Source organism: Microvirga rosea (genome assembly GCF_020595095.1).
In the GTDB taxonomy this organism is placed as follows: Bacteria; Pseudomonadota; Alphaproteobacteria; order Rhizobiales; family Beijerinckiaceae; genus Microvirga; species Microvirga rosea.
Window position 1 is genome coordinate 438804 of record NZ_JAJDOP010000005.1, and the last position, 21417, is coordinate 460220.

The window sequence follows — 21417 nt, forward strand, 5'->3', positions numbered from 1 at the left end:
ACGGCCTCACGAGGACTTGCGTTGCGTGAAGGCGAGCTGCGCCAGCGTCAGAGCGAAGAGCACGATGCCGAGCACCAAGGACGCCGCCGCCGCGAGACCGAAATTCTGAACTTGGTTCGAGAAAGCGGTCTCGTAAATATACTGGACCACCATGAGGGTGGACGTACCCGGCCCGCCTCCGGTCAGCACGAACACTTCGTCGAAGGTCTGCACGGCGCGGATGAGCGACAGAACGACCACGACGATCAGGTTGGGCCACAGCAACGGCAGGGTTAAGCGCCAGAAGACACGCCACCGCGGTGTCGCATCCATTTCGGCCGCCTCGTATATATCCGATGGGATGGCCTGGAGACCCGCCAGAAGAATCAGCGTGTAGAATCCCATATGCGCCCAGACCGATACGAAGATGGCCCAGAACATGGCCCAGCCTGGTTCCGCCAGGAACAGGATCCTGTCGCTGCCGAGCCCGGTAATGGCAGCGTTCAGAAGTCCGTCGCGCTGTAGAATCCACTTCCAGATTAAGGCGACAACCACCGGGGACAGCAGAACCGGGAAGAAGTAGACTGCTCGAAAGAAACCACGCCCGCGGATTTTCATGTTCAGCACGATGGCGGTCAGAAGCGACAGCCCCACCATCGTGGCGACCTGAAAGAACGTGAAGAAGAGTGTATTGTAGACGCCGCGCCAGAAATGATCCTCGCGACAGGTGCTTGGATCCACATAGGATCCACATTCGAAGAGGTAGGTATATTGACCCGCGCCGACATAAGGGCGATCTGAGGGAAACAGCGCGGGGCCACCAGTGATCGAGTAGACGAAATTGATCGCGATCGGCACGAAGACGAACAGACCGAAGAACAGGAGGTTCGGCAGTAGGAAGATATAAGGCATCCTCCTCTCGCCAATCAGACGTTGCAGCCTTGACATGGGCCAGTCGACAATCCGCGTCACTGATCGCAGCGAAGCGCCTGTCTTACGAGATGCGGCGTGTCCACCTGCTGGCTCGGGCGATGTCGCCGGGGAGGTCTTTGACGTAAGGGTCATGCTGCGTTCAGCCGAAGCGGAGATGCCCCAGGGATTGCGCCCTGGGACAGGTTTCGGAAGATTTACTTACTTCTTGGTACGTTCAGCGATCTGCTGCTGCACGTCCGCCTCGATGCGCTTGTAAGCTTCGTCGAGCGAGGACTCGCCCGCGATAGCCTGTCCGAGCCGGCTGATGACTGCGTTGAAGATCACCCGGTTGTGGACGTAACCTTGAAGCTTGTTGGCGACCGGCGAGAGTTGCGACACGCCTTCGCTGAACACCTTGAGTGCCGCCTTGCCTTGTGGCGAGGCGCTCTTGTACTCCAGACCTTTCTTGGCAAGGCCAAGATGACCAGGCACGAACAGCGAGCGCTCATAGAACTCCGCAGCAACATTCTCGCTGGCGAGATACTCGATCAGGCGCGCGACTTCCTTGGGATGCTGCGTTGTCTTGATGCCGACGAGTGCTGCACCCCCAGGCATTCCGGAGCAGTTAGCCGGCCCGCACGGTGTCGGGACAGCGACCCAATCGAAAGCGTCTCCAATGGTTTTGTCGAACTGTCCGATCTGCCAAGAGCCAGACTCATACAGAACGACCTGTGCGTTCTTGAACTCGTCGTTAGCGCCCCGATAGGCTGAGCCCGCCACGGAGCCCCAAAGCTCCTTCGACATAACGCCGTTCTTGTGCCAATCGAAGACCAGCTGCGCGCCTCTCTTGAAGCCCTCGTCCACGACTGCGGGCTCACCCTTGTCGTCGAACAGCTTTGCTCCCTGCGTGATCGCAAGGCTGAAGAACCGGTGACCGGAACGGTCAATGGCGATCGGGAACGGAGCTTGCACCTTTGCGGCCACATTCTTGGCTGCGGTCGCCCACTCTTCCCAAGTCGCTTTAGGCCCCGGCATCTGGACGTTCGCCTGCTCGAATAGCGTCTTGTTGACGAAAGGACCCGTGAGAGTGAGCTGGGTCATATAGCCTGGGATGGATGATGAATCGCCGGGAAGACGCATCCACTCAAGAAAAGGGCCGAAATTGGTTTCGAAATAGGCCGGGTCTTTCAGATGGGGGCGGAGGTCGAGCATATACCGCGCCACACCGCCAAGGTCTGCAACACGTGCAAGGTCAGGCCCCTGCCCTGCTGCAAGCTGAACCGGCAAGTTCTCATTGATGGCTTTGAATGGCACCTGATCGAGAACAACCTTGATATCCTTGTTCTGCTCCTCGAAGCGACGCAGCAGATCGGTCATGACCTCGCCCTCATTGCCGTCCGAGTACCAGGTCATCCGCAGGGTGGTTTGGGCATACGCTTGGCTCATTCCCAAGCCGACTGCGAACAGTGCGCAGCCCAGGAGCATCTTTGTCGTCTTCATCGTTTCCTCCGTCTTGTCTTCTCGCTCTAAGGTCGAGATTTACTTGGATCTGTGGCACCACAAGGGCTTCAGCAGCATCCTCCGCACGGAGGACCTCAAAAAGCACGATCAGACGTCTCTTTATGTTGAAGCGACTGACCTCTCTGCCTTGTTTTCAAGGACATACGTCACAAGCCGGAGAGCTTTTTTTTATGCAGCTTCCAGCACCAATTCCCCACGAAGTCCATCATTCGAAAGGGAACTTGGCAAACGTTTGCCTAAACTGTCTATCATCCTTTAGACTATAGCCGCCGGGAGAGCATCTATAGGGCTCGACAGAATAGGGAAAATTGGCGAACAAGGTGGCATGACAAAGCAACGATGGCTCGGGAAGGAGCCGGTTTCACTGGCAACGGTTGCCGCCCAGGCTGGCGTGTCCATCGCAACAGTGTCGCGTATCGTGAACGGTGAAACCCGCCGAGCCTCTCCGGAAACCGTCGAGAGGGTGCAGAAGCTGATTTCGACCCTGGGCTACCGGCCCAATCACGTCGGTCGAACCCTGCGTCGCCGAGAAAGCCGGATCGTTGCCATGCTGTCGCCTAATCTCGACAACCCTGCCATGGCGGGGATTGCAGCATCAGTGGAGACGGCGCTGCGCTCCGCGGGTTATGTGATGATCCTGTGCGACACACATGACCGCGCGGATCTTCAGGACGAGTATCTGCACGCGATGCGATCGCAGGTGGTTCAGGGATATGTCGTCGTGAACGCGGTACAAAGTGATGGACTATCTGCCGCGGTAGCCCGGGGAGATCCCATCGTGTTCGTCGGCCGGCGCAATCCCGATGGAGGTGGCTCTTTTGTCGGGATCGACAATTGGCGCGCCGGAATAGATGCGGCAGACCATCTGTGGTCGCGCGGGTTCAGGGAACTTGCAGTCACTTACCCCTTACAAGGCTCATCGGCAACGCGTGATAGGGTTGGCGGCTTCATTGCCAGACTTGAGCAACTTGGATTGACCCGGAATGCAGTAAGGCAGGCAGGGGCATCAGGCCTTTCGCATCTGGAGGTCGGCTATGCGGCGGCCAAGAGCCTGGTTGATGGGCGACCATGGCCTCAGGCGCTATTCTGCCCAAGTGATCTCATGGCCTATGGGGCATATCGCTTGGCGTCCGAGCACCAGGTTCAGGTCCCAAAGGAATGCAGTATTATCGGCGTCGACGATAACACACTCAACGCCTGGATCGCACCCTGGCTGACATCGGTTCGCATCCCATATGGAGATTTTGGCGATCGAGTTGTGGAGCAATTGCAGGTCTTGTGGGCCGGGGAGCCGGGATCCGAACAACTTCTGCCGCACGAACTCATCGTTCGCTAGCGAAGGCTGATAGTAAAGCGCTCTCCATACCTCGCCCTAACTTGGATTCGTCGAGGATTTCCAGCGAACTCGCTCACGGCCCTGAATGGCGACACAGAATTTCGGCGGACCGTTTGGGCAGCCAGCGCCAGCGGGTTTCACCTGCACACGCTTTGGTCCTCAGCCAGATCCGATTAATGGCGGGTGAGCCGACGTTGACGCTGGATGTGACGGTAAAACCGGCGTTCTGCTAAAGGTTACAAGCGTTGGCAATTGCTTCAGAAAGCCGCTGGAGCCATGTCAGGTGGTTGCGTTAAGATCGGTCCGGCTGGCAATCGTCTAGTGATGTTGACTCTCGCGTAGTCTTCTCTGTCCGATCCCAGGGAATGACTGCTGGAGGTTGCGGCATTCACAGTGGATCGTCCACATCACGCCAATCCTTTGATCGTGGCGGAGATATCCAGAGCAGGATTGTCAAGCCCTTGAAATGGCAGCATTTCTGAGGCTGCTCCACCTCTGAGCGTGCCAAAGGCACATGCCGAATTCAATTGCCCAGCGCTTTGCGACATCTCCAGTCAAGCTGCCAATGGAGCAGGTGCGCGGACAAGGCATGCCACATGAGCACCACACGCCACAGGCTGCAGCGATGGGCGAATGGTGCGGCATGGATCGATCCGAATCGGACACCGGCCGACAAACGGGCACCCGACCGGCGGATTGAGGGGACTTGGGAGATCTCCCTTAAGGATGATGCGCTCCCGCGAGCGCTGAGCTTGTGGATCCGGCAGTGGTATCGCCGAGATCAGCGCCTGCGTGTAAGGGTGCACAGGTGCATCGAACAACGTCTCGGTCTTACCCTGTTCAACCACCGTCCCAAGATACATGACGACGACCTCGTCGGCCAAATGCCGTACCACCGACAAGTCATGAGAGATGAACAGATAGGAAAGGCCAAGCTCCTTCTGCAACTCCATGAGAAGATTGAGGATCTGGGAGCGGATCGAAACGTCGAGCGCCGAAACCGGCTCGTCAAGGATGAGGAGCTTCGGCGACAGCGCAAGGGCTCTGGCGATCACCACGCGCTGACGCTGGCCGCCGGACAGCGCGTTGGGCGTCCGCTCCGCATAGGTCGCGGGCAATCCGACACGATCGAGGAGCTCACCGACACGCCGCCGTCTTTCGTCCCTGGACCAGCCCTGAATGGCAAGCGGTTCGCTGATGCTGTCACCGATCGTCATCTTCGGATTGAGCGCCGCACTCGGGTCCTGGAAGACGATCTGAATATCGGTCGCAAGGTCACGGCGAGCACGTTTGCCCAGGTGGGAGATCTCAAGCCCGTTGAACGCGATCGATCCTGAGGTGACCTGTTCAAGGCCAATGATGCCGTACGCAGTCGTCGACTTCCCGCAACCGCTCTCGCCCACCAGCGCGACTGTACGGCCGACTGGAATATCGAAGGAGATGCCATCGACAGCTTTGACCACGCCGCCGTCGGACCCGCGGACGGGGAAGTGAATCCTGAGGTCGCGCACGCCAAGGAGAGGTGAAGCCGGTTCGGTCATGCAAGCTCCATCAGGCGGTCCGTATGCCAACAGGCAGCGTCATGTCCGGCCGCATCGACCGGCGCCAGAGGCGGACGCTGCGCACAAAGATCCGTCGCCAGGGGGCAGCGGCTGCGAAACCGGCAGCCCTGTGGCCACTGGTCGACACTCGGAACGACGCCCTCGATCGTCCGAAGCACACTTTTGCGATGCCCGTCCAGGCGCGGCACCGTGGCCAGCAAGAGGTGGGTGTAGGGATGGGCCGGAGCTGCAAAGATGGTCTCGACAGGCCCCTGCTCGACCACCCTGCCGCCATACATCACGGCGACGTCGTCAGCCATCTCGGCCACGACGCCCATGTCATGCGTGATGATGATGATGGACGTGGCGACCTCATCACGCAAACGTTTCATCAGATCGAGAATCTGCGCCTGGATGGTCACGTCGAGCGCAGTCGTCGGTTCGTCGGCAATCAGAAGGCGCGGACGGCAGATCAGCGCCGCCGCGATCATGACGCGCTGGCACATGCCGCCGGAGAGTTCAAACGGATATTGCTTGGCCCGCTTTTGAGGATCCGGAATGCCAACGCTCGAGAGCATCGCAATCGCCTCACGCTGCGCTTCTGCATGGGACAGGCCGCGATGAAGGCGAAGCGCCTCCTCCACCTGCAGTCCCACGCGCATCAACGGATTTAAGGACGCGATCGGTTCCTGGAAAATGATCGAGGCCTTATTGCCCCTTATGTCTTCCAGATCCTTCTCGGGCAGATGCGCGAGATCGATCCCGCCCAGTTCGACCCGGCCATCGACAATTCTGGCGGCCTTCGGCAGGAGCCGGAGAATCGACAGGGCGGTTAGGCTCTTTCCGCAGCCGCTCTCGCCAACGATGGCGAGAATGCGCCCCCTATGCGCTGAAAACGAGACACCATCGACGACATCGATGCCATCAATCTGGATCCGCAGATCCTTAATTGCGAGGACCGGCTCGTCGTGTCCCTGCTGCCCGCCTTCAGTGACCATCTGCGAGGGTTCCAATCGCGACCGCAGCCCAAGGGCTGGTGGGATGGGCCATGCCGATGTTTTCCGCCCCAGTCCGCATGACGGCGGACGGAATCGCGAAATTTACCGGATAAAGCGTATCTTCGACGATCTCGACCGGGTACCGCATCCCGACGGTCGCCGAGACGGCCGGATCCGCCTTTGCATCAATGCGAATCGTCGGCGTGCTCGCGTCGATGCGCGGCACGTGAAAGGCCTCCTCCAGGGAGAGACCGCGATCCGCAATATAGGAGATGATCTGCAGCACCGTCGGAAAGATCGTTCGTCCGCCAGCGGCCCCGATGGCCAGCATTGGGCTGCCGCCCTTCTTGACGATCAAGGGACACATGTTGGCTAGTGGCTTAACGCCTCCCTTGATGGAGTTCGGCTGGTTTGGACGTGGGTCAAACCACATGACGCCGTTGTTCATCAGGATGCCGGCCTTGGGCAGAACGACCTTGGAGCCGAACCGCGACAAGAGCGTGTTGGTAAGCGACACCATCGTGCCGGTAGAATCCACAACACTGAGGTGAGTGGTGCAACCTGCCTCCCGTGTTGCGGCATGCCCCATCATCGTCAGGCGTTTCTCATAAGCGTCGCGGATCACCGTGGCATAGGCGAGAGCCGCATCCGCCATGGCTACGTCTGCCGAAACGTCGTAGGCCTCAAGCTGGGTGCAAGCGTCGACGAAGGTTGGACCTCCGCTCAAGCCTGGAATCGCGTTGATCTCGAGGTCGCGGTAAGCGGCAATGAGAGGCTCGCGCCATTGCGGCCGATAGGCAGCAAGATCGCTCCCATCGATCCGGGAGCCGCCCGCCCGGAGGTCCTCGACCAGAACCCGCGCCGTCTCGCCTTCGTAGAAGTCGCGTGCGCCTGCTGCGGCAAGCCGCCTGAGGAGCTTTGCCTTGTTGGGCATGGGTCGATACTGGGCGCCATCCCGGTCGCCGGCCCGCGGGGCTCGGCCGTTATCGAGAAAGATTTCTGCAGTCGCCGGATGTTTCGACAGCGCAGCAGCCTCGACCGCCAAGCACAGTGAGGTGAACCAATCCACCTCAAGGCCCCGTTCCGCATGCTCGATGGCCGGTTGGAGCGCATCGGCCCAGGAGATCGTACCGAAGCGTGCGAGGGCTTCGGCAAAGCCGGCGACCGCCCCAGGGACGCAGATGGAGCTATAGCCCGAAATATTGCGATCACCTTCGACGGACGGCCAGTCGAACCAGTTTCCGGTCTTTGCGCCTGCGAGCGGATAGTCGGCAGGATCCAGGCCCTGCGGGGACGTAACGTTGAAATCGAGCGTGTTTACGGCACCGGTCATGCCGTCCGCATGGAGGAGGAACCCACCACCTCCGACGCCGGAGAGCCACGGTTCCACTACGCTGAGGACGAGCGCCGTCACGATGGCGGCGTCCATTGCATTGCCTCCATTTGCCAAGACTGCGGCGCCCGCTTCCGCAGCGTGGCGATTCTGTGCCGCGACGAGGCCGTAACGGGAGCGTACTTCCGGCTTGCGAAGCGTGAAGGTCTGCATCAGCGTACCCTTCCGAAACGGGCCTCGGCAATGAGCTGTGGGGCGCTCACAGGAACCTTGTGCCGGTCCGCATTGGCAGAGGCTGCATGATGGGCAGCAACTTCTCCCACCGTTGCAATCCAGGCTCCCGGCTCGGCCGTTACGCGCTCGAGCAGCCGCTCGAGCATCAGGATGCGATGAGCGCGGCCTGAGATCCAATCGTGGATGGTGAGCATCAGGAGGCCGCCTTCCTTATGGAGCATCGTCCATTCATCCAACCAGCTGTCCAGAATCGGCCCGGTCGCCGATGGCGGCCAGGAATCCGCTCCGCCGCCCACGAATTTGAAATAGACGGCGTCATCGATCGCCCACTGGACCGGCACTTCGGTCACACCGTCGATCGTGTAGGGATGATCGAAGCCGGAAAGGGAACTGTCGTACAGGCCGCGCTTCTTCAGCTCGCCCAGCATATGCGGGGTCATTTCCCATGCTGGGGATCGGAAACCCTTTGGCACAATTCCAACCTGCGCACGAAAGACCTCGAGCGAGGCCTCAAGCGCACCGGTGAACTCCTCGTCTGACACCTGCGTGACGATCTCGTGGAAATAGCCGTGAAGGCCGATCTCGTGTCCGCGCTCGACGAAAGCCGGAAGGAGATCTGGATGGTTCTTTGCCACCACCCCGGGAACATAGAAACTGCCCTTGATGCCGAACCGGTCCAGGAGATCGAGGATACGCCAGATGCCGACCCGCGGGCCGAACAATCGCTGCTCCATCTGTCCGAGGAAGCGGGACGTGGTCTCGCCTTTCAGGTTCCAGAGGAGAGGAGCTTCTGCGTCAACATCGACCGTGAAGCAGAACGCGCTTGTCTTGTTCTCGGGCCATTCATAGGGCTTGCCGGGAATTGGGTTCGCAGTCATATCATTCATAAGGGATGTTTCTTCGCTTGATGGACGGCGAGAGACCCGATCGAATTGCCGCCATCGATGGTCAGGGTGGCTCCGGTTACATAAGCGGACGCATCGCTCGCAAGATAAAGCAGCCCGTTAGCCACATCCGCCGGCGATGATGGCCGGCCCAGAGGAATAGCCGCAATGGTATTGCTGATGTGTTCGTCCGTCAGGGAACTTACCGAGCTGCCGGCCGCGAAGCCAGGCTCCAGGGCATTCACGCGAATGCCGAACTCCGCAAGCTCGATGGCGAAGCCCTTGGTCAAACGATCGAGGGCGGTCTTGGAGGTGCAGTAAGGTACGACCGTGCGCCGCATCTTGCGCGAAGCGCCGGAGGAAATGTTGATAACCGAGCCCTTGACGCCCGTTTCTATCATCTGACGTGCAATCCCGCGTGTCAGGATGAAGGGAGCTCGGAGGTTCACTGAGAAGATCCTGTCGAACTCTTCGGTTGGAATGTCGAGCAGGAAGCCGCTCGGGTAGATGCCGGCGTTGTTGACGAGAACGTCGGCAGCACCCCAACGACCGGCAATTTCGCTGATGAGTCCGTCGATCGAACGCTCCTCGGTCAGGTCCGCCGCGTAGGAAAAGCCGTCGGGGCCAAGGGCAACGCTTCCGGCATGGGCATCGAGTGCGTCAGCCTGTGCGTCCGTGAGGCATAGGCTTGCACCGGCCGCGACGAATGCGTCGACGATCCAACGTCCGACGACGCCGCAGGCCCCTGTGACGACCACTCGTTTTCCGGAAAGATCGGAGAAGAAATCCATTGCAACCTCAATGTGAGCGGGGATCGAAGCGATCGCGCAGGTCATCGCCGATGAGATTGACGGCGAGCACCAGCAGGAAGAGACAGAGACCTGGGAAGGTGGCGATCCACCAGGCCGTTGCGAGATAATTCCGGCCCGAGCTGAGCATCGCTCCCCAGCTCGCGGTGGGCGGCTGGACGCCAAGGCCGAGGAACGACAGGCCGGCCTCGAACAGGACCATGAGGCCGAATTCCAGCGTTGCTACCACCGTCACCGCCCCAATGATGTTGGGCAGGATGTGACGAAGAAGGATTCGCGGCGCCGAGGCTCCCATAAAAGCGGCCAACCGCACGAACGGCATGTTGGCGACGCTCAGCGTCTGACCATAGGCAATCCGGGCATAGCGTGGCCAACGCGTCAGTGCGAGGACGACGATTACGTTCATCAGACCCGGACCGAGAACCGCAACCGTGATGATCGCAAGAAGGATCGCCGGAATGGACAGGAACACGTCTACGAGGCGCATGATGATCACCTCGACCAAGCCGCGAAGATAGCCTGCCAGCATCCCGACCAATACGCCGACCACGCCGGACAGAATGACCGACGAGAAGGCAACGAAGAGCGACACCCGCGCCCCATAGATGAGCCGTGAGAGCAGGTCGCGGCCGAGTTCGTCGCTGCCGAGCAGATAGTGAAAGCTGCGGGATAGCGTTCCGGGGGACTTCATCCGGCCGAGGAGGTTCTGAGCATTGGGGTCGTAAGGTGCGATCAGCGGTGCGAAGATGGCAGCCAGAATGAAGGCGATGATCAAAGCGATGGGGGCCCAGCGCGCGAGCGAAAGGCGCACACGGCTCTTCCGCCGCGGGGAAGCCGAAACCGCAGCGGACGTCATCGGCGAGTTCCGTCGAGCCGGATGCGGGGATCGACTGCGCTGTAGAGCAAATCAGCAGCGAGATTGAGAGCAACCGTCACGAAGGCGCCTAGAATGACGATCCCCTGCACCACCAGAAAATCACGAGCGAGGATTGACTGCACGGTAACTTGACCGAGACCGGGCCAAGCGAAGACGGTCTCGACGATGACGGCGCCTGCCAGAAGATTGGAGATTTCCAGGGCCGCGACGGTAATCACCGGAATGGAGGCATTGCGTGCCAGGTGGCGGCGCAGAAGCAACGTCATCGGCACACCGCGGGAGCGGGCCGTCCGGACATAATCCTTGGACAATTCGTCCAGCAGCGAGGTGCGGGTGATGCGCGCGAAGGTCGCCATGCTTAGAAGTCCGAGCGCAAGCGACGGCATGATCAGGTGTTCGATGCCGCCGGTCGACGATGGGGGGAGCCAGCCGAGCGTCACCGCGAAGATCATAATCAGGATGATGCCGCTCCAGAAGGTCGGCATGCTCTGGGCGGCCAGCACAATGCTTGCGAGAAGCCGTGACGCCGGGTGATCGCGATAAAGAGCGAGGACAACGCCGACCGGGATTCCCAGGCCGCACGCGACCAATAGGGCGCCGCCGGCCAGCTGTAGAGTGTAGGGCAGGCGTGAGGCTATGATATCCCAGACCGGGATGTTCTGAATAACGGAGCGACCCAGGTCGAAGCTGGCGATCTGCTTCAGGAAGGCCAGGTATTGCACGAAGAGCGGGCGGTCGAATCCGAGCGCCGCGCGCATCGCATCGATGTCCGCCTGGGTCGCAGTTTCAGGAACGAGCAGGTAGGTTGGATCACCCGTGAGCCGCTGAAGGAAGAAGATCAGCGTCACGACACCGAAAACGGTGCCGATGACCTGCCCGATCCGCCGGAGGAAAAAGCGTCGCATGAATGATCCGTCGAGTCCGTTCAGTCTTTCCAGGCCATGCGGTTCAAGAACATGCTCTCACTCGGCGACGGCTGCCACTGCAACCCCTTTGCAGCGCCGTAGATGGCCGCGCTCTGGTACAGCGGAACGAGCGGAACATCCTGTGCGACGATCTCATGAACTCCGCGATAGGCCTCGAGCCGGACCTTCTCATCGAGAGACTGACGGGCTTTCTCCAGCAACTCGTCAGCCTTTGGATTGCGGTAGACCGACCAAGAACTGCTCTTGTGCAGCAGGGGAAAGAGCACGCCGTCCGCGTCCTGGCACGAGCACGACCAGCGCCCGAAGCTCAAGGCAGGCGTCGCGTCGATGCCGCCCTGCGCGCGCTTGAGATAGCTCGCCATGTCGGACATGTTGATCTTCACATTCAGTCCGGCCTCTGTCAGCATCTGCTGGATCGCCTGTACGATCCGCTGGTCGAAGACCGGCGACGTGGCGAGTTCGATCTCGGCCTTGCCACCCTCACCCGCTTCCTTCACCAGAGCCTGCGCCTTCGTGAGATCGTAGCTCGGCGCCGCAATGTCGGCGACCCAACCCTCATGAGCCGGGGTCAGCATTTCCGGGACCGGCTGGTCGTATCCGCCCAGAATCCCGTCGACCATGGCGCCCTTGTCGATCGCATAGGCGACAGCCTGACGGACTTTTATGTTGTCGAAGGGTGGCTTTGCCGGGTTCAGGCGCAGATAGGCGACGCGCTCGGTGAGGACGGACAGCACCTTGGCCTTGGGCGAGGACTTCAGCTGCGCCGCCAGATCCGAGTCCAGCGTCACCGCAAGGTCGCTCGTGCCCGCCTGCAGGTTCGCCACCCGCGTCGCCGCATCCGGCACCGCCCGGAACACTGCCGTCGCAAACGGGCCCTTGGGGCCCCAATACCGGTCATAGGCCGACAACGTCACCTGAACGCCCCGCTGCCAGCTGTCGAACTTGTACGGCCCGCTGCCTACCGGCTTCAGGTTGAACGCGTCCTTGCCCACTGCCTCGACCACATGCTTAGGCACGATCGACAACTTCACTAGCTGGCTTAGCAGAGCCGGATAAGGCCCGTCGGTAGTCAGCTTCACGGTTGTCGGGCTGGTCGCCTCGGCCTTGACGATCTTGTTGAACTGTCCCAGCTGCGGGCTGGCAAACTTTGGATCGGTGATCCGTTGCACACTAAAAACCACGTCATCGGCCTTGAGCTTTTGGCCGTCGTGGAAAGTCACGTCCTCGCGGATCGTGAATTCGACCTCGGTCTCGGACGTTTGTTTCCAAGCAGTCGCGATCTGCGGAATGATCTCGCCCTTGTCATCGCGGGTCACGAGATTGTCGAAGATGTTGCGGTAGACATAGTAGCTGTCCGGGTTCCACTGCACTTGCGGATCCAGCGATGACGGCTCGTTGACCAAATCGACCGTCAGCTTGTCCTTGGCCATCAAAGCGCCCGGCGCCATCGTCAGGCTCAGCCCCAGCAGAGCCGCCGCCCACCCTCTTCCTCGCCTCAACATGTCAGTTCTCCTTCAGTTGCCGTGCTTGAGCATCATGGATCGATGGGGAGCGCTGCTCACCCGGCGCCCCCTGTGAGGCTTGCCCCTGCGGCCGATACCGGCGGGCGGTTCGTTGATGCGCCGGGGCGCTCAGAACATCCGGATGACGCAGCCATGCCCGTGTGACGTAAGTCTCGAAACGGACGACCTCACGAGAAATCTGTTCCGTCGCTCCTGTGACATCCGACGCTTTCAGCGCGATCAGAAGATCTTCCCGGCTTGGGGATTGGTACTGAGCCTCGCCGCGCTCAAGAAAGTTCAGTACGCGCTGGGAGTGATCCCAGAGCTCGTGCAGCCACTTCTTATGGAATCCGTCTACGCGATCGGCGAGAAGGGCGAGGAACTGCCGGTCGGTCACCCGGGCCGTGACGATCGCCTGAGGGTCTCGCCGTCCCGCAAGTGTTGTGGCGAGCGCCGCAAGGGTTTGGAGGCGCTCGCACTCGGCGGGACCCATCTTTACGTGCGCAAGGGCTGGTTCGATATGCCGGCGCGCGGCGATGAGGTCGCTGATGAAGACTCCGGTGATCGGCCGGGTCCGCCAGCCTTGCCGGGGAACCGGCGTGACCAGTCCTTCGGCTGCGAGGGCCTGCAAGGCGGACCGGATGCCGGCGCGTGCCAACCGGTACCGGGTTTCGATTTCGATCTCGGAGAAGGCCCCTCCGGGGGTCAGTTCACAGCTCAGGATGGCGTGCCGCAGGACCTGGATGGCCATCGCGCTCTTGGCGGTCGGTCCGGGTGGTTGAGGCGAGGCGAAGGGCGAGGACTGGTCGTACATTTCGTTAGGTCAGCATGGTTCGTAAGATTGCACAAGACGATTTGTGACATCTCACGCGACCAAGTTTTCAGCAGCCTGCCCAAGGCGCCGGCAGGAATGCCGGCGCCGATCGAAGATCATTTGAGGGCTATTGTTTGGGGTGGGCCCAGAAGCGTCAGGCCGCGCGAGCGGCCCACTTCTGCTTCAGCAATCCATCGAGGTGGCGGGCAATGCTCTTCATGCCGAACACTCCAGCACGTGCTTCCGCATCCGGATTGTAGTTGGTGTTGGTATTGACGTCGTAAGTGAAGGCTCTGCCGGTGCCATCGACGATGACCTCAATACCCGCAATACCAATGCCATTCTCTGCGAGGAACCGCTCATAGGTCGGGATCAACGGGTTCCGATAACCCTCGATGACCTGGAATTTTTCCGACGGCGCGACCGCCGGACAGGCGGCCGATCCGATGGCGGTTGCATCGACTTGGCATGCATCCGCCGGACAGAGCTCGAAACCCTGGCTTGTGTCGACCCGGACCGCATAGAGGAAGCGTCCGCCAACGAATTCGAGCCGCGTGATGTAGGGCTCTGGGGCCTGAATATAACGCTGAACAAGGGTGATGCCGTCGACCGGTTCCTCGAAATCCGGCGATGCCAGATGCTCATCGAGCGCGGCGCGACTGAGAAACAGACGCACCCCTAGTCCCTTGCCTCCTCGGTTGTGCTTCAGAATGAGCGGGAACCCAAGTTGCTCAGCCGCCGGAACGATGTTGCCCTTGCCTACCACAGCCAAAGTCTCAGGCGTTTCGATTCCGAATGTCGCCAGGGCTTCGTATTGGGCGACCTTGCTGATCTCAAGCCGAAGAGCACGGCTATTGTTCACGATCTTGCGTCCATGACGCTCCAGCCACGCCAGCGTGGCGCCCGTGTATTCCGCTGCATAGCGGTGATCGCGTGTATGCGATGAGGCGCTCATACGGTTGTAGAACACGCCTTCCGGTGGGGGCGAGCGAAGATCCAGCACCCCTTGATCCAGGAACCATTCCTCGAAAGGCGTTCCCAGTTCATCGAACGCCAGTCTCAGCGGTTCGACCCACGTGCTGTTTTCATGAATGATAAAGACCTTGGACATGGCGTGCATCTCGGTTTGTCGGATTCTACATCCACCTTAGCCCACCCAATCACAAATAACATCAAAATTAAAACTGAAAATTTATATCACATTAAGTATCTGCTAATTCTAACAGCAAGTCACCGTTGGAGCGATATCCTCATCTGGAGTCTCAGCGCTCGTGACGCTGGTCGCGGCCAGGATCGCCAGCCCTCACCCGCGTGGCCTTCCTAACGGAGACCTGGGAATTGGATAGGGCTAGGGCCAATGGAGTCTTGCCCCACCGCGCTGGACAGATCTCTTCGAGATGAGAAAGGCGTCGTCCGATCAAGGACGGAGGACGCGGGATGAACGGTGAGATTGCCAGTTATAGGAACGCAACCTCGACAACGGATTGTTGAGGCTGGCGGCAGGTCGGAAGTAACATGAACATGTGCGCGGCTTGATCCTGGAAAGTGAGATGCCCCTTCTAGGACTCACGACCTCCTGCCGGGATCATCTTCTTGGTCGTGGCATGCCGGCCTTCACGCAGACCCCACCGTCGGCCGGATACACAGCTCCGACAAGGCCGGCCCCCCTGAGCGGGACAGGAACGGTCGGCCGGTCGTGAAAGCTTGATTGAAGAACTGCCGGTTATCTTCAAAGAACGGATGAGGATTGACGAAGTCGGGCGCGAAGAGATTGCCCATCGTGTACTGGACACAGGGACTGGACGCGATTGCTGAACAAGTTCTGGCGGACATAGAACTGCGTGGTGCCGAGACCAGACATGCCCCGGCCGACGGTCTTCCACCACAGCCACACGCCACGTCGGGTTCTCTTAGCCGCTGTGGATGAGTTCGCAATGCAGGTTGAATGTGAACTTTTGGCCGACGGCTTTGCCCTCATCGACCGGCCGCCGGAAAAAGAGGGCATAGCCGCAAGAAGGGCGATGACAAGCGAGAGCGCAATGAGCGGGGCTTAAACAGAGACGACAGCCACCAGCGCGCCTATCTGAATTAGTTATTTGCGCTACGACAAAGAGCAGTTCCTTCCTCCTGTTAAGCTCCTCAAGACCGATGACCTTCGGTCACGGAGTAAGGAAGCAAACCATGGGTGAAGACCTCAAACTGACCCGCCGCAGCATTCTGGTGGGAGCAGCGGCCAGCGGAGCATTCGTGCAGGCAACAGCGCCTGCGTCGGCTCAGGCCGCCATGAGCAAGGTGTCGGCAGCGGATGTCGCCAAGCTACCGCGGGTTAAGGTCGACCTGGTCAATCCCCCATTCGTGCATGCGCATGAGCAGATTGCCGCTGGCGGACCGAAGGTCGTCGCATTCGAGATGACGATTCAAGAGAAGAAGATCGTCCTTGATGATGCTGGCACTGAGACCTTCGCCTTCACCTTCAACGGCACCGTACCCGGACCGCTGATGGTCGTCCATGAGGGCGACTATGTCGAGCTCACGCTGATCAACGCCGCTACGAACGAGATGATGCACAACATCGACTTCCATGCGTCGACGGGCGCTCTGGGCGGCGGGGCTCTGACGGAAGTCAATCCGGGCGAGAAGGTCGTGCTGCGCTGGAAGGCGACCCGCCCTGGCGTCTTCGTTTATCACTGTGCGCCTCCCGGAATGGTTCCTTGGCACGTCACAGCGGGCATGAACGGCGCCCTCATGGTACTGCCGCGCGATGGGCTTAAAGACCAGCAGGGCAAGCCCTTGAAGTATGATCGCGTCTACTATGTCGGCGAGCAGGATTTCTACGTGCCCCGCGACGAACACGGCAAGTTCAAACGCTACGCCAGTCCCGGCGAAGCGTATGAAGACACCCAAAAGGCGATGCGCACCCTGACACCCAGCCACATTGTCTTCAATGGCAAGGTTGGAGGCTTGACCGGCAAGAATGCGATGACCGCCAAGGTCGGTGAGACAGTGCTGATCATCCACTCCCAGGCCAACCGCGACACCCGTCCTCATCTGATCGGCGGGCATGGCGATTATGTCTGGGCCACCGGCAAGTTCCGCAACCCGCCGGAGCGCGACCTTGAGACTTGGTTCATTCCCGGCGGGTGCGCCGGCGCGGCCCTCTATACCTTCCTGCAGCCAGGCATCTACGCCTACGTCAATCACAACCTGATTGAGGCTTTTGAACTCGGTGCAGCGGGCCACTTCAAGGTCGAGGGCGAATGGAATGATGACCTCATGAAGCAGATCCAGGCGCCGGTCGGCATGTGACATGCCACCTCGCCTCCTCGTCCTGACGAGGAGGCATTCTCTTTCAAGACAGGACGATCCTTATGGCGACGACACTCGTTCTTTCGCCTGAGAGGGTGCTGACCACTCTCGGTCTTTGCATGGCGGGCGCAGCTGCGCTCATCGCTGCTGTCCATATGCACAGGCCGACACCGGCCTTTCCTCAGCCACCGACCTCGATAATTCCACCCACAACCCTGATGCACCGGCTTGATGGCGACTATAACCGCGCCGGCAAACCGGTCGATGCTCCCCGCGTCGCGGTGCGGATCCACCAACCCCTTGAGGTCATGCGCTACCAGGTTACGGCTGCCGATTATGCTCTCTGTGTCGCGGCGGGCGCCTGCAAGCAAGCCGATGCTTCGCCAATGCGCGGCGACCTGCCGGCCGTCGGCGTCAGCTACACCGATGCTACTGACTATGCGACCTGGTTCTCGCGTGAAACCGGCGCAGTCTGGCGCCTGCCGACCGATCAGGAATGGGCTCACGCGGCAGGGTCCCGTTTCATTGACGATGCGCGGGGCCTTGATCCGGAAGAAGCGAACCCTGCCCGTCGCTGGCTTGCCGATTATGAGCGCGAGGCTGCCAGAAAGGCGGCGAGTGACCCCAATCCGCGCCCAGTCGGCAGTTTCGGGGCCAATGAGCATGGCGTCTACGACGTTGCCGGCAATATCTGGGAATGGACGCAAAGTTGCCAGCGCCGTGTCACGCTCGGCTCTGATGGCAGCACCGTCAGCGAGACCAGCACTTGCGGCATCTATGTAATCGAAGGTCAGCATCGCACGATGATGCCATTCTTCATTCGCAACCCGAAGAGCGGCGGTTGCTCAGTCGGAACTCCACCCGACAATCTCGGCTTCCGACTCGTCAAGGAGCCTCATTGGCGCGACCGGCTGACGTTTCGGCTCCTCCAGCTGGTGCCCGGCGGCTTTCGATAGCTTCGACACGCGAGAAGAAGAACCGCCGCCGCTTCCTGTTCACGGCGGACGATTCCTTGCTTCACCGGTTTGTGGACAGCCACCGTTGGCATAACGCCATGCGCCGGGCATCGTTGAGTCCAGCCAATTGCGTATTCTGAACCGACTGGAATCTGACGGTAGGAGCGCGGCGGATCGCGATCACCTTCCAGGTCATCCGGTCGGTCAGTGTCCGGTCATCGCATGCGGGGCCGCGACCGGCTTCGACTCCGGCGAGCCTCGCTCGCGCAGGTAAACGCCCAAAATCAAAAGCACCCCGATGGACAGGAATTCGCTCTGCCAGTTCTGGAAGCTTTCATACCAGAATTCCGGCTCTGCCAAGGTCCCGATCATCGTCTGTTGCGGTTGCCCGTGTTGAAGCGCTTCCTCGTTCATCCGACGGGTACTTCCCGCCAGATGGAGCACGAACGAGGCGAGGAACAGCGTGACCAGCGCAAGACTGAGTGAGTGCGAATAGAGCTTCAGCAACAGTCCACCACGGTGAACGGGCCAAGGTGCCTTCGGATCCTTGCGATGAGCGGACGGAGCTTCATCCTCGGGATTGTCCTCATCCGGCTTCTTGGACTCGGAGGCGCCTTTCTGGAAGAGGAAGACGGTCAGCAGCACGTACGCTGCCATCTGGAGGAACTCGCTTTCCCAGTTCTCGAATACCGCGGATATAAAATGACCGCTGCCCAGGTAACTAAGGAAGCTGATGGAGGCCTGTTCGTGGAGACGGAGCTCTTCGGCATGGGCGCGCCATCCGGTCAGCGCTTGGCCGATAAGCGATAGCAGGAAGAGAGCAAACAACGCTATAGAAAGACCGTTGTCACGCAGGAACCGCCGCATACGCCTGACCTCACGCATTCAAACTGTTACGGTTGGGTAACGCAGGATGAGAATGTTGGTTTCGGACAATAGACATTCATTTTTCAGGCAATCCGACGCCCTCACCCCAAGGCGATATTCTGTTTAAGTCCGGAATAAGCCCTTGGGAGACGCTCCGAGAGCCTATTATCTCTCACATTGAACTGTCATCTGCTCGCCATTCGCGACTGGAGGAGAGAGTTTCGCGGAGTCGCATTTCCAGAGGTGAATTGCTTCTATGACGACAATCTAAGGCCGGAAGCGAGAGAGTATGCGTCCCATGAAGGTTTAGTCGGAGAAATGACCCGCTCATCCATAAGTGGATTGCTTGGGTGCCACCGATGCTCTCTCAGTCTTTCCTTGCCGGCTTGCAGAGCCGGACAGCCTCGCAATCCGATTGCAGCCGCGTCTGGTAGGTCGGGCAGACATCGGCTTAGAACCCGCCAGACCGCCACGAGGACCGTCGGCTCTTGTGCCTGCTCGAGATACGGCTGCCTATTTCGGGTGTTCAAGGAAGAACCGTATCATCTCGCGGCTGGCATCGGGCCCATTTGGCGCGGTGTAAGAACCATTCGGACTTCCACCTGACCACGCGTGGCCCGCCCCATGAAGGACCCAATGCTCGAGCATGGGATGTCCGCTGTCGTCGCTCTCGACCGTACGAGTGTAGTGAATCCCGCCAGGAGCCTGCCCGCGGCTGACCGTCGTCCGGAGATCCAAACCCGCCCTCGACTGAACAACGACTTGGTCACCATTGACGGCATTTACGGTCGTGTCCCGATCGCCATGGAACACGATGGTCGGCACGGGCCGCTTGGCATCGCCGTAATGAGGCGTTCCCCCTTGTCGCATGGCAGCGAATGCCGATGGCATGTCGCGAGCAGCCCCACATGCCAGCCCGGAATGGACCCCCACGGCCGCATAGATATCCGGGTAAGCGGAGCCCATGATTGCCGCCGCTGCCCCACCGGCGGAAAGTCCGGCAACATAGACCCGTCCCGGGGCAACAGAAAGATCACGCATGATCTGACGGGTGATGCCGGCGATGAGTGAGGGTTCGCCCCGATCACGCTCCTGATCGGCTGCATTGAACCAGTTCCAGCATTTTGAGACATTGGCTGACTGGGCCTGGGCCGGGTAAGCAACAAGAAAAGTCTGCTCCTCGGCCAGCTCGTTCATGCGTGTGCCGGCGGCAAAGTCGTCCGGCGATTGGGTGCAACCGTGCAGCATCACCACGAGCGGCACCGGCTCACCCGTGTAGCCGCTTGGGATGTAAAGCTTGTAAGCGCGGCTTCCCGCTTCATTGGTAAAGTTTTTTTCCTCGAAGCGCCCCCCCTCCGGCAGCGGAGCCGAGCTGCGGGCCTGACCAAGTCCAACCAATCCATCCAGGCCAGGAGCTAAACCAGGATCCATACGGTCGAGAAAGTCCCGCAGCACTTTTGGCGTTCGTTGCTGGTCCAAACCTCCAGCAGGGCCCTTGAAAGCGCCCGCGGCATGGTTTTGGAGGTTGAAATTCGGTTTGGTCCCAGCCCCTCCTCCTGACGGCGGCACCATAGCGGCGATCCGCGCGACAGGCCCAACCGAATCCTGGCTTGCACCTCCGTCGGTGCCACGCAAGGTCGTGGATGGGCTCGACCCGTTAAGCCCATCTCGAAGAAGCGCCATGGCTTCCGCGAGCCGGCCTTCGCGGGTGAGGCGAGTCACTTCGACCATATCGATGTTCGGGGCCGCATTCATAGGTTCTGTCCTGTTGTAAGGTGGGGCAAAGCAGATCCTGCCCTTCCTGCCGGAAGAGAGTGGAACAGCCTGAAGACGGGGAGCTGGGCCTGAACCCGGCGGTTAGCGAATGCGGTCCCTCAGCGCCTCCTTCACGGCTTGACTGGCGTGTAAGGCGCCAAGAACATGAAGGGAGCCGATTGTCTGGCGCGCCAGCTCGGGCGTGACATCGTTGGCTATACTCGCAAGTCCGAGCACTTGGATATGCAACACCTCGCCCGCCTTTTGCGCAGCCTCAAGGTCCTGGCGGCTGTAATGGCGGAGACCAAGATCGAGCTGGTGTCGTGAAACGGATTTGGTAACCGCATCGTTATGTCGGTCGAGCTGATTGCGAATGGCGGTGCGGATGAAATCGGTCCGGTTGGAGTAAAAGCCCTCCTGGACGAGCAGATCGATATGGCCCAGGTCGACATAGCCGAGGTTGATGGTGATCTTCTCGCTATCCGTAACCTTAGGCCGCAATTCATGGAGATTACTGACCATGGCTCCCATCCATATACCATCCCGTTGGATGGTATATGGATGGGAGGTTCGGTACATTCAAGGCCTGCTCTTGTGTTTCGCTAAAACTCCAGCATGGTTGCTCGGCACCTGTGTTAACGGAGCCCTTGTCCTTAGCGAAACTGCCAATCTTGTCGTGAGGTCCGATCGGGCGGGAGGCTATAGCGCCCACTTTCCAGCATATCTGCCCGAGCACCTCGCAACAGGAAGCATGACATTTGGTCCAAAGGCCTAGATGAGCGTGCGACTATATCGGATGGCCTTTCCAATCGGCGTCTTTTACTGCGCATAGTCCCACGAAATAGATGATACCGTCTGAAGAGCTAT

At 60.0% G+C, this 21417-nt stretch carries 18 protein-coding genes; 3 read left to right on the forward strand and 15 right to left on the reverse strand.

Annotation, left to right across the window (positions count from 1 at the left end; genetic code table 11):
* Positions 1-6: 6 nt before the first annotated feature.
* Both LJD17_RS15980 and LJD17_RS15985 read right to left on the reverse strand, forming a co-directional pair.
* Positions 7-1044 (reverse strand): carbohydrate ABC transporter permease, encoded by a 1038-nt coding sequence (locus LJD17_RS15980; RefSeq protein WP_406600822.1) that lies wholly within the window; start codon positions 1042-1044, stop codon positions 7-9.
* Between the two features lie 66 nt (positions 1045-1110).
* The gene (locus LJD17_RS15985) at positions 1111-2391 is read right to left on the reverse strand and encodes an ABC transporter substrate-binding protein (RefSeq protein WP_227385173.1); all 1281 of its coding nucleotides are present in this window, start codon (positions 2389-2391) and stop codon (positions 1111-1113) included.
* 346 nt (positions 2392-2737) lie between these two features.
* On the opposite strand from LJD17_RS15985, the gene LJD17_RS15990 reads away from it, so the two are divergent.
* Positions 2738-3748: a LacI family DNA-binding transcriptional regulator gene (locus tag LJD17_RS15990; protein ID WP_227385174.1), complete on the forward strand. Its 1011-nt coding sequence runs from the start codon at positions 2738-2740 to the stop codon at positions 3746-3748.
* A 554-nt stretch (positions 3749-4302) separates the two neighbouring features.
* On the opposite strand, the gene LJD17_RS15995 is transcribed toward LJD17_RS15990, so the two are convergent.
* The 10 genes from LJD17_RS15995 to LJD17_RS16040 form a co-directional block, all read right to left on the reverse strand.
* Complete coding sequence (locus LJD17_RS15995) at positions 4303-5289, reverse strand: ABC transporter ATP-binding protein (protein WP_227385175.1); 987 nt, start codon at positions 5287-5289, stop codon at positions 4303-4305.
* Positions 5286-6287, reverse strand: coding sequence for an ABC transporter ATP-binding protein (locus tag LJD17_RS16000; protein WP_227385176.1), 1002 nt, complete (start codon positions 6285-6287; stop codon positions 5286-5288). Before LJD17_RS16000 ends, LJD17_RS15995 begins: the two co-directional genes overlap by 4 nt.
* Positions 6277-7833: a gamma-glutamyltransferase gene (locus LJD17_RS16005; RefSeq protein WP_227385177.1), complete on the reverse strand. Its 1557-nt coding sequence runs from the start codon at positions 7831-7833 to the stop codon at positions 6277-6279. Before LJD17_RS16005 ends, LJD17_RS16000 begins: the two co-directional genes overlap by 11 nt.
* Positions 7833-8741, reverse strand: a complete 909-nt coding sequence (locus LJD17_RS16010; RefSeq protein WP_227385178.1) for a polysaccharide deacetylase family protein — start codon at positions 8739-8741, stop codon at positions 7833-7835. Before LJD17_RS16010 ends, LJD17_RS16005 begins: the two co-directional genes overlap by 1 nt.
* Positions 8738-9529: an SDR family NAD(P)-dependent oxidoreductase gene (locus LJD17_RS16015; protein ID WP_227385179.1), complete on the reverse strand. Its 792-nt coding sequence runs from the start codon at positions 9527-9529 to the stop codon at positions 8738-8740. Before LJD17_RS16015 ends, LJD17_RS16010 begins: the two co-directional genes overlap by 4 nt.
* A 7-nt stretch (positions 9530-9536) precedes the next feature.
* Complete coding sequence (locus tag LJD17_RS16020; protein ID WP_227385180.1) at positions 9537-10403, reverse strand: ABC transporter permease; 867 nt, start codon at positions 10401-10403, stop codon at positions 9537-9539.
* Positions 10400-11329 (reverse strand): ABC transporter permease, encoded by a 930-nt coding sequence (locus LJD17_RS16025; RefSeq protein WP_227385181.1) that lies wholly within the window; start codon positions 11327-11329, stop codon positions 10400-10402. Before LJD17_RS16025 ends, LJD17_RS16020 begins: the two co-directional genes overlap by 4 nt.
* 20 nt (positions 11330-11349) lie before the next feature.
* On the reverse strand, positions 11350-12852 hold the full coding sequence (locus tag LJD17_RS16030; protein ID WP_227385182.1) for an ABC transporter substrate-binding protein: 1503 nt from the start codon (positions 12850-12852) through the stop codon (positions 11350-11352).
* Between the two features lies 1 nt (position 12853).
* Positions 12854-13666, reverse strand: coding sequence for a GntR family transcriptional regulator (locus tag LJD17_RS16035; protein ID WP_227385183.1), 813 nt, complete (start codon positions 13664-13666; stop codon positions 12854-12856).
* Between the two features lie 154 nt (positions 13667-13820).
* A complete protein-coding gene (locus LJD17_RS16040) occupies positions 13821-14777 on the reverse strand; it encodes an ATP-grasp domain-containing protein (RefSeq protein WP_227385184.1) in 957 nt (318 codons plus the stop codon).
* Between the two features lie 1070 nt (positions 14778-15847).
* On the opposite strand from LJD17_RS16040, the gene nirK reads away from it, so the two are divergent.
* Together nirK and LJD17_RS16050 are read left to right on the forward strand one after the other, a co-directional pair.
* On the forward strand, positions 15848-16972 hold the full coding sequence (gene nirK / locus LJD17_RS16045; RefSeq protein ID WP_227385185.1) for a copper-containing nitrite reductase: 1125 nt from the start codon (positions 15848-15850) through the stop codon (positions 16970-16972).
* A gap of 62 nt (positions 16973-17034) precedes the next feature.
* Complete coding sequence (locus LJD17_RS16050; RefSeq protein ID WP_227385186.1) at positions 17035-17928, forward strand: SUMF1/EgtB/PvdO family nonheme iron enzyme; 894 nt, start codon at positions 17035-17037, stop codon at positions 17926-17928.
* Positions 17929-18132: 204 nt separating this feature from the next.
* Here the strand turns inward: LJD17_RS16050 and LJD17_RS16055 are convergent, their stop codons facing one another.
* From LJD17_RS16055 to LJD17_RS16065, 3 genes are all read right to left on the reverse strand, one after another.
* Positions 18133-18795 (reverse strand): DUF6766 family protein, encoded by a 663-nt coding sequence (locus LJD17_RS16055; protein WP_227385187.1) that lies wholly within the window; start codon positions 18793-18795, stop codon positions 18133-18135.
* 513 nt (positions 18796-19308) lie between these two features.
* Positions 19309-20550, reverse strand: coding sequence for an extracellular catalytic domain type 1 short-chain-length polyhydroxyalkanoate depolymerase (locus LJD17_RS16060; protein WP_227385188.1), 1242 nt, complete (start codon positions 20548-20550; stop codon positions 19309-19311).
* 102 nt (positions 20551-20652) lie between these two features.
* Positions 20653-21072: a CopG family transcriptional regulator gene (locus LJD17_RS16065; protein WP_227385189.1), complete on the reverse strand. Its 420-nt coding sequence runs from the start codon at positions 21070-21072 to the stop codon at positions 20653-20655.
* Positions 21073-21417: the final 345 nt, after the last annotated feature.

What these genes read in the sequence shown, in the direction of transcription:
- LJD17_RS16040 (WP_227385184.1), bottom strand. Translation starts at nt 14,777, where the DNA reads ATGTCCAAGGTCTTTATCATTCATGAAAACAGCACGTGGGTCGAACCG.
- LJD17_RS16065 (WP_227385189.1), bottom strand. Translation starts at nt 21,072, where the DNA reads ATGGTCAGTAATCTCCATGAATTGCGGCCTAAGGTTACGGATAGCGAG.
- LJD17_RS16055 (WP_227385187.1), bottom strand. Translation starts at nt 18,795, where the DNA reads ATGCGGCGGTTCCTGCGTGACAACGGTCTTTCTATAGCGTTGTTTGCT.
- LJD17_RS16020 (WP_227385180.1), bottom strand. Translation starts at nt 10,403, where the DNA reads ATGACGTCCGCTGCGGTTTCGGCTTCCCCGCGGCGGAAGAGCCGTGTG.
- LJD17_RS15980 (WP_406600822.1), bottom strand. Translation starts at nt 1,044, where the DNA reads ATGACCCTTACGTCAAAGACCTCCCCGGCGACATCGCCCGAGCCAGCA.
- LJD17_RS16005 (WP_227385177.1), bottom strand. Translation starts at nt 7,833, where the DNA reads ATGCAGACCTTCACGCTTCGCAAGCCGGAAGTACGCTCCCGTTACGGC.
- LJD17_RS16035 (WP_227385183.1), bottom strand. Translation starts at nt 13,666, where the DNA reads ATGTACGACCAGTCCTCGCCCTTCGCCTCGCCTCAACCACCCGGACCG.
- LJD17_RS16025 (WP_227385181.1), bottom strand. Translation starts at nt 11,329, where the DNA reads ATGCGACGCTTTTTCCTCCGGCGGATCGGGCAGGTCATCGGCACCGTT.
- LJD17_RS16030 (WP_227385182.1), bottom strand. Translation starts at nt 12,852, where the DNA reads ATGTTGAGGCGAGGAAGAGGGTGGGCGGCGGCTCTGCTGGGGCTGAGC.
- nirK (WP_227385185.1), top strand. Translation starts at nt 15,848, where the DNA reads ATGGGTGAAGACCTCAAACTGACCCGCCGCAGCATTCTGGTGGGAGCA.
- LJD17_RS15995 (WP_227385175.1), bottom strand. Translation starts at nt 5,289, where the DNA reads ATGACCGAACCGGCTTCACCTCTCCTTGGCGTGCGCGACCTCAGGATT.
- LJD17_RS16015 (WP_227385179.1), bottom strand. Translation starts at nt 9,529, where the DNA reads ATGGATTTCTTCTCCGATCTTTCCGGAAAACGAGTGGTCGTCACAGGG.
- LJD17_RS15985 (WP_227385173.1), bottom strand. Translation starts at nt 2,391, where the DNA reads ATGAAGACGACAAAGATGCTCCTGGGCTGCGCACTGTTCGCAGTCGGC.
- LJD17_RS15990 (WP_227385174.1), top strand. Translation starts at nt 2,738, where the DNA reads ATGACAAAGCAACGATGGCTCGGGAAGGAGCCGGTTTCACTGGCAACG.
- LJD17_RS16010 (WP_227385178.1), bottom strand. Translation starts at nt 8,741, where the DNA reads ATGAATGATATGACTGCGAACCCAATTCCCGGCAAGCCCTATGAATGG.
- LJD17_RS16050 (WP_227385186.1), top strand. Translation starts at nt 17,035, where the DNA reads ATGGCGACGACACTCGTTCTTTCGCCTGAGAGGGTGCTGACCACTCTC.
- LJD17_RS16060 (WP_227385188.1), bottom strand. Translation starts at nt 20,550, where the DNA reads ATGAATGCGGCCCCGAACATCGATATGGTCGAAGTGACTCGCCTCACC.
- LJD17_RS16000 (WP_227385176.1), bottom strand. Translation starts at nt 6,287, where the DNA reads ATGGTCACTGAAGGCGGGCAGCAGGGACACGACGAGCCGGTCCTCGCA.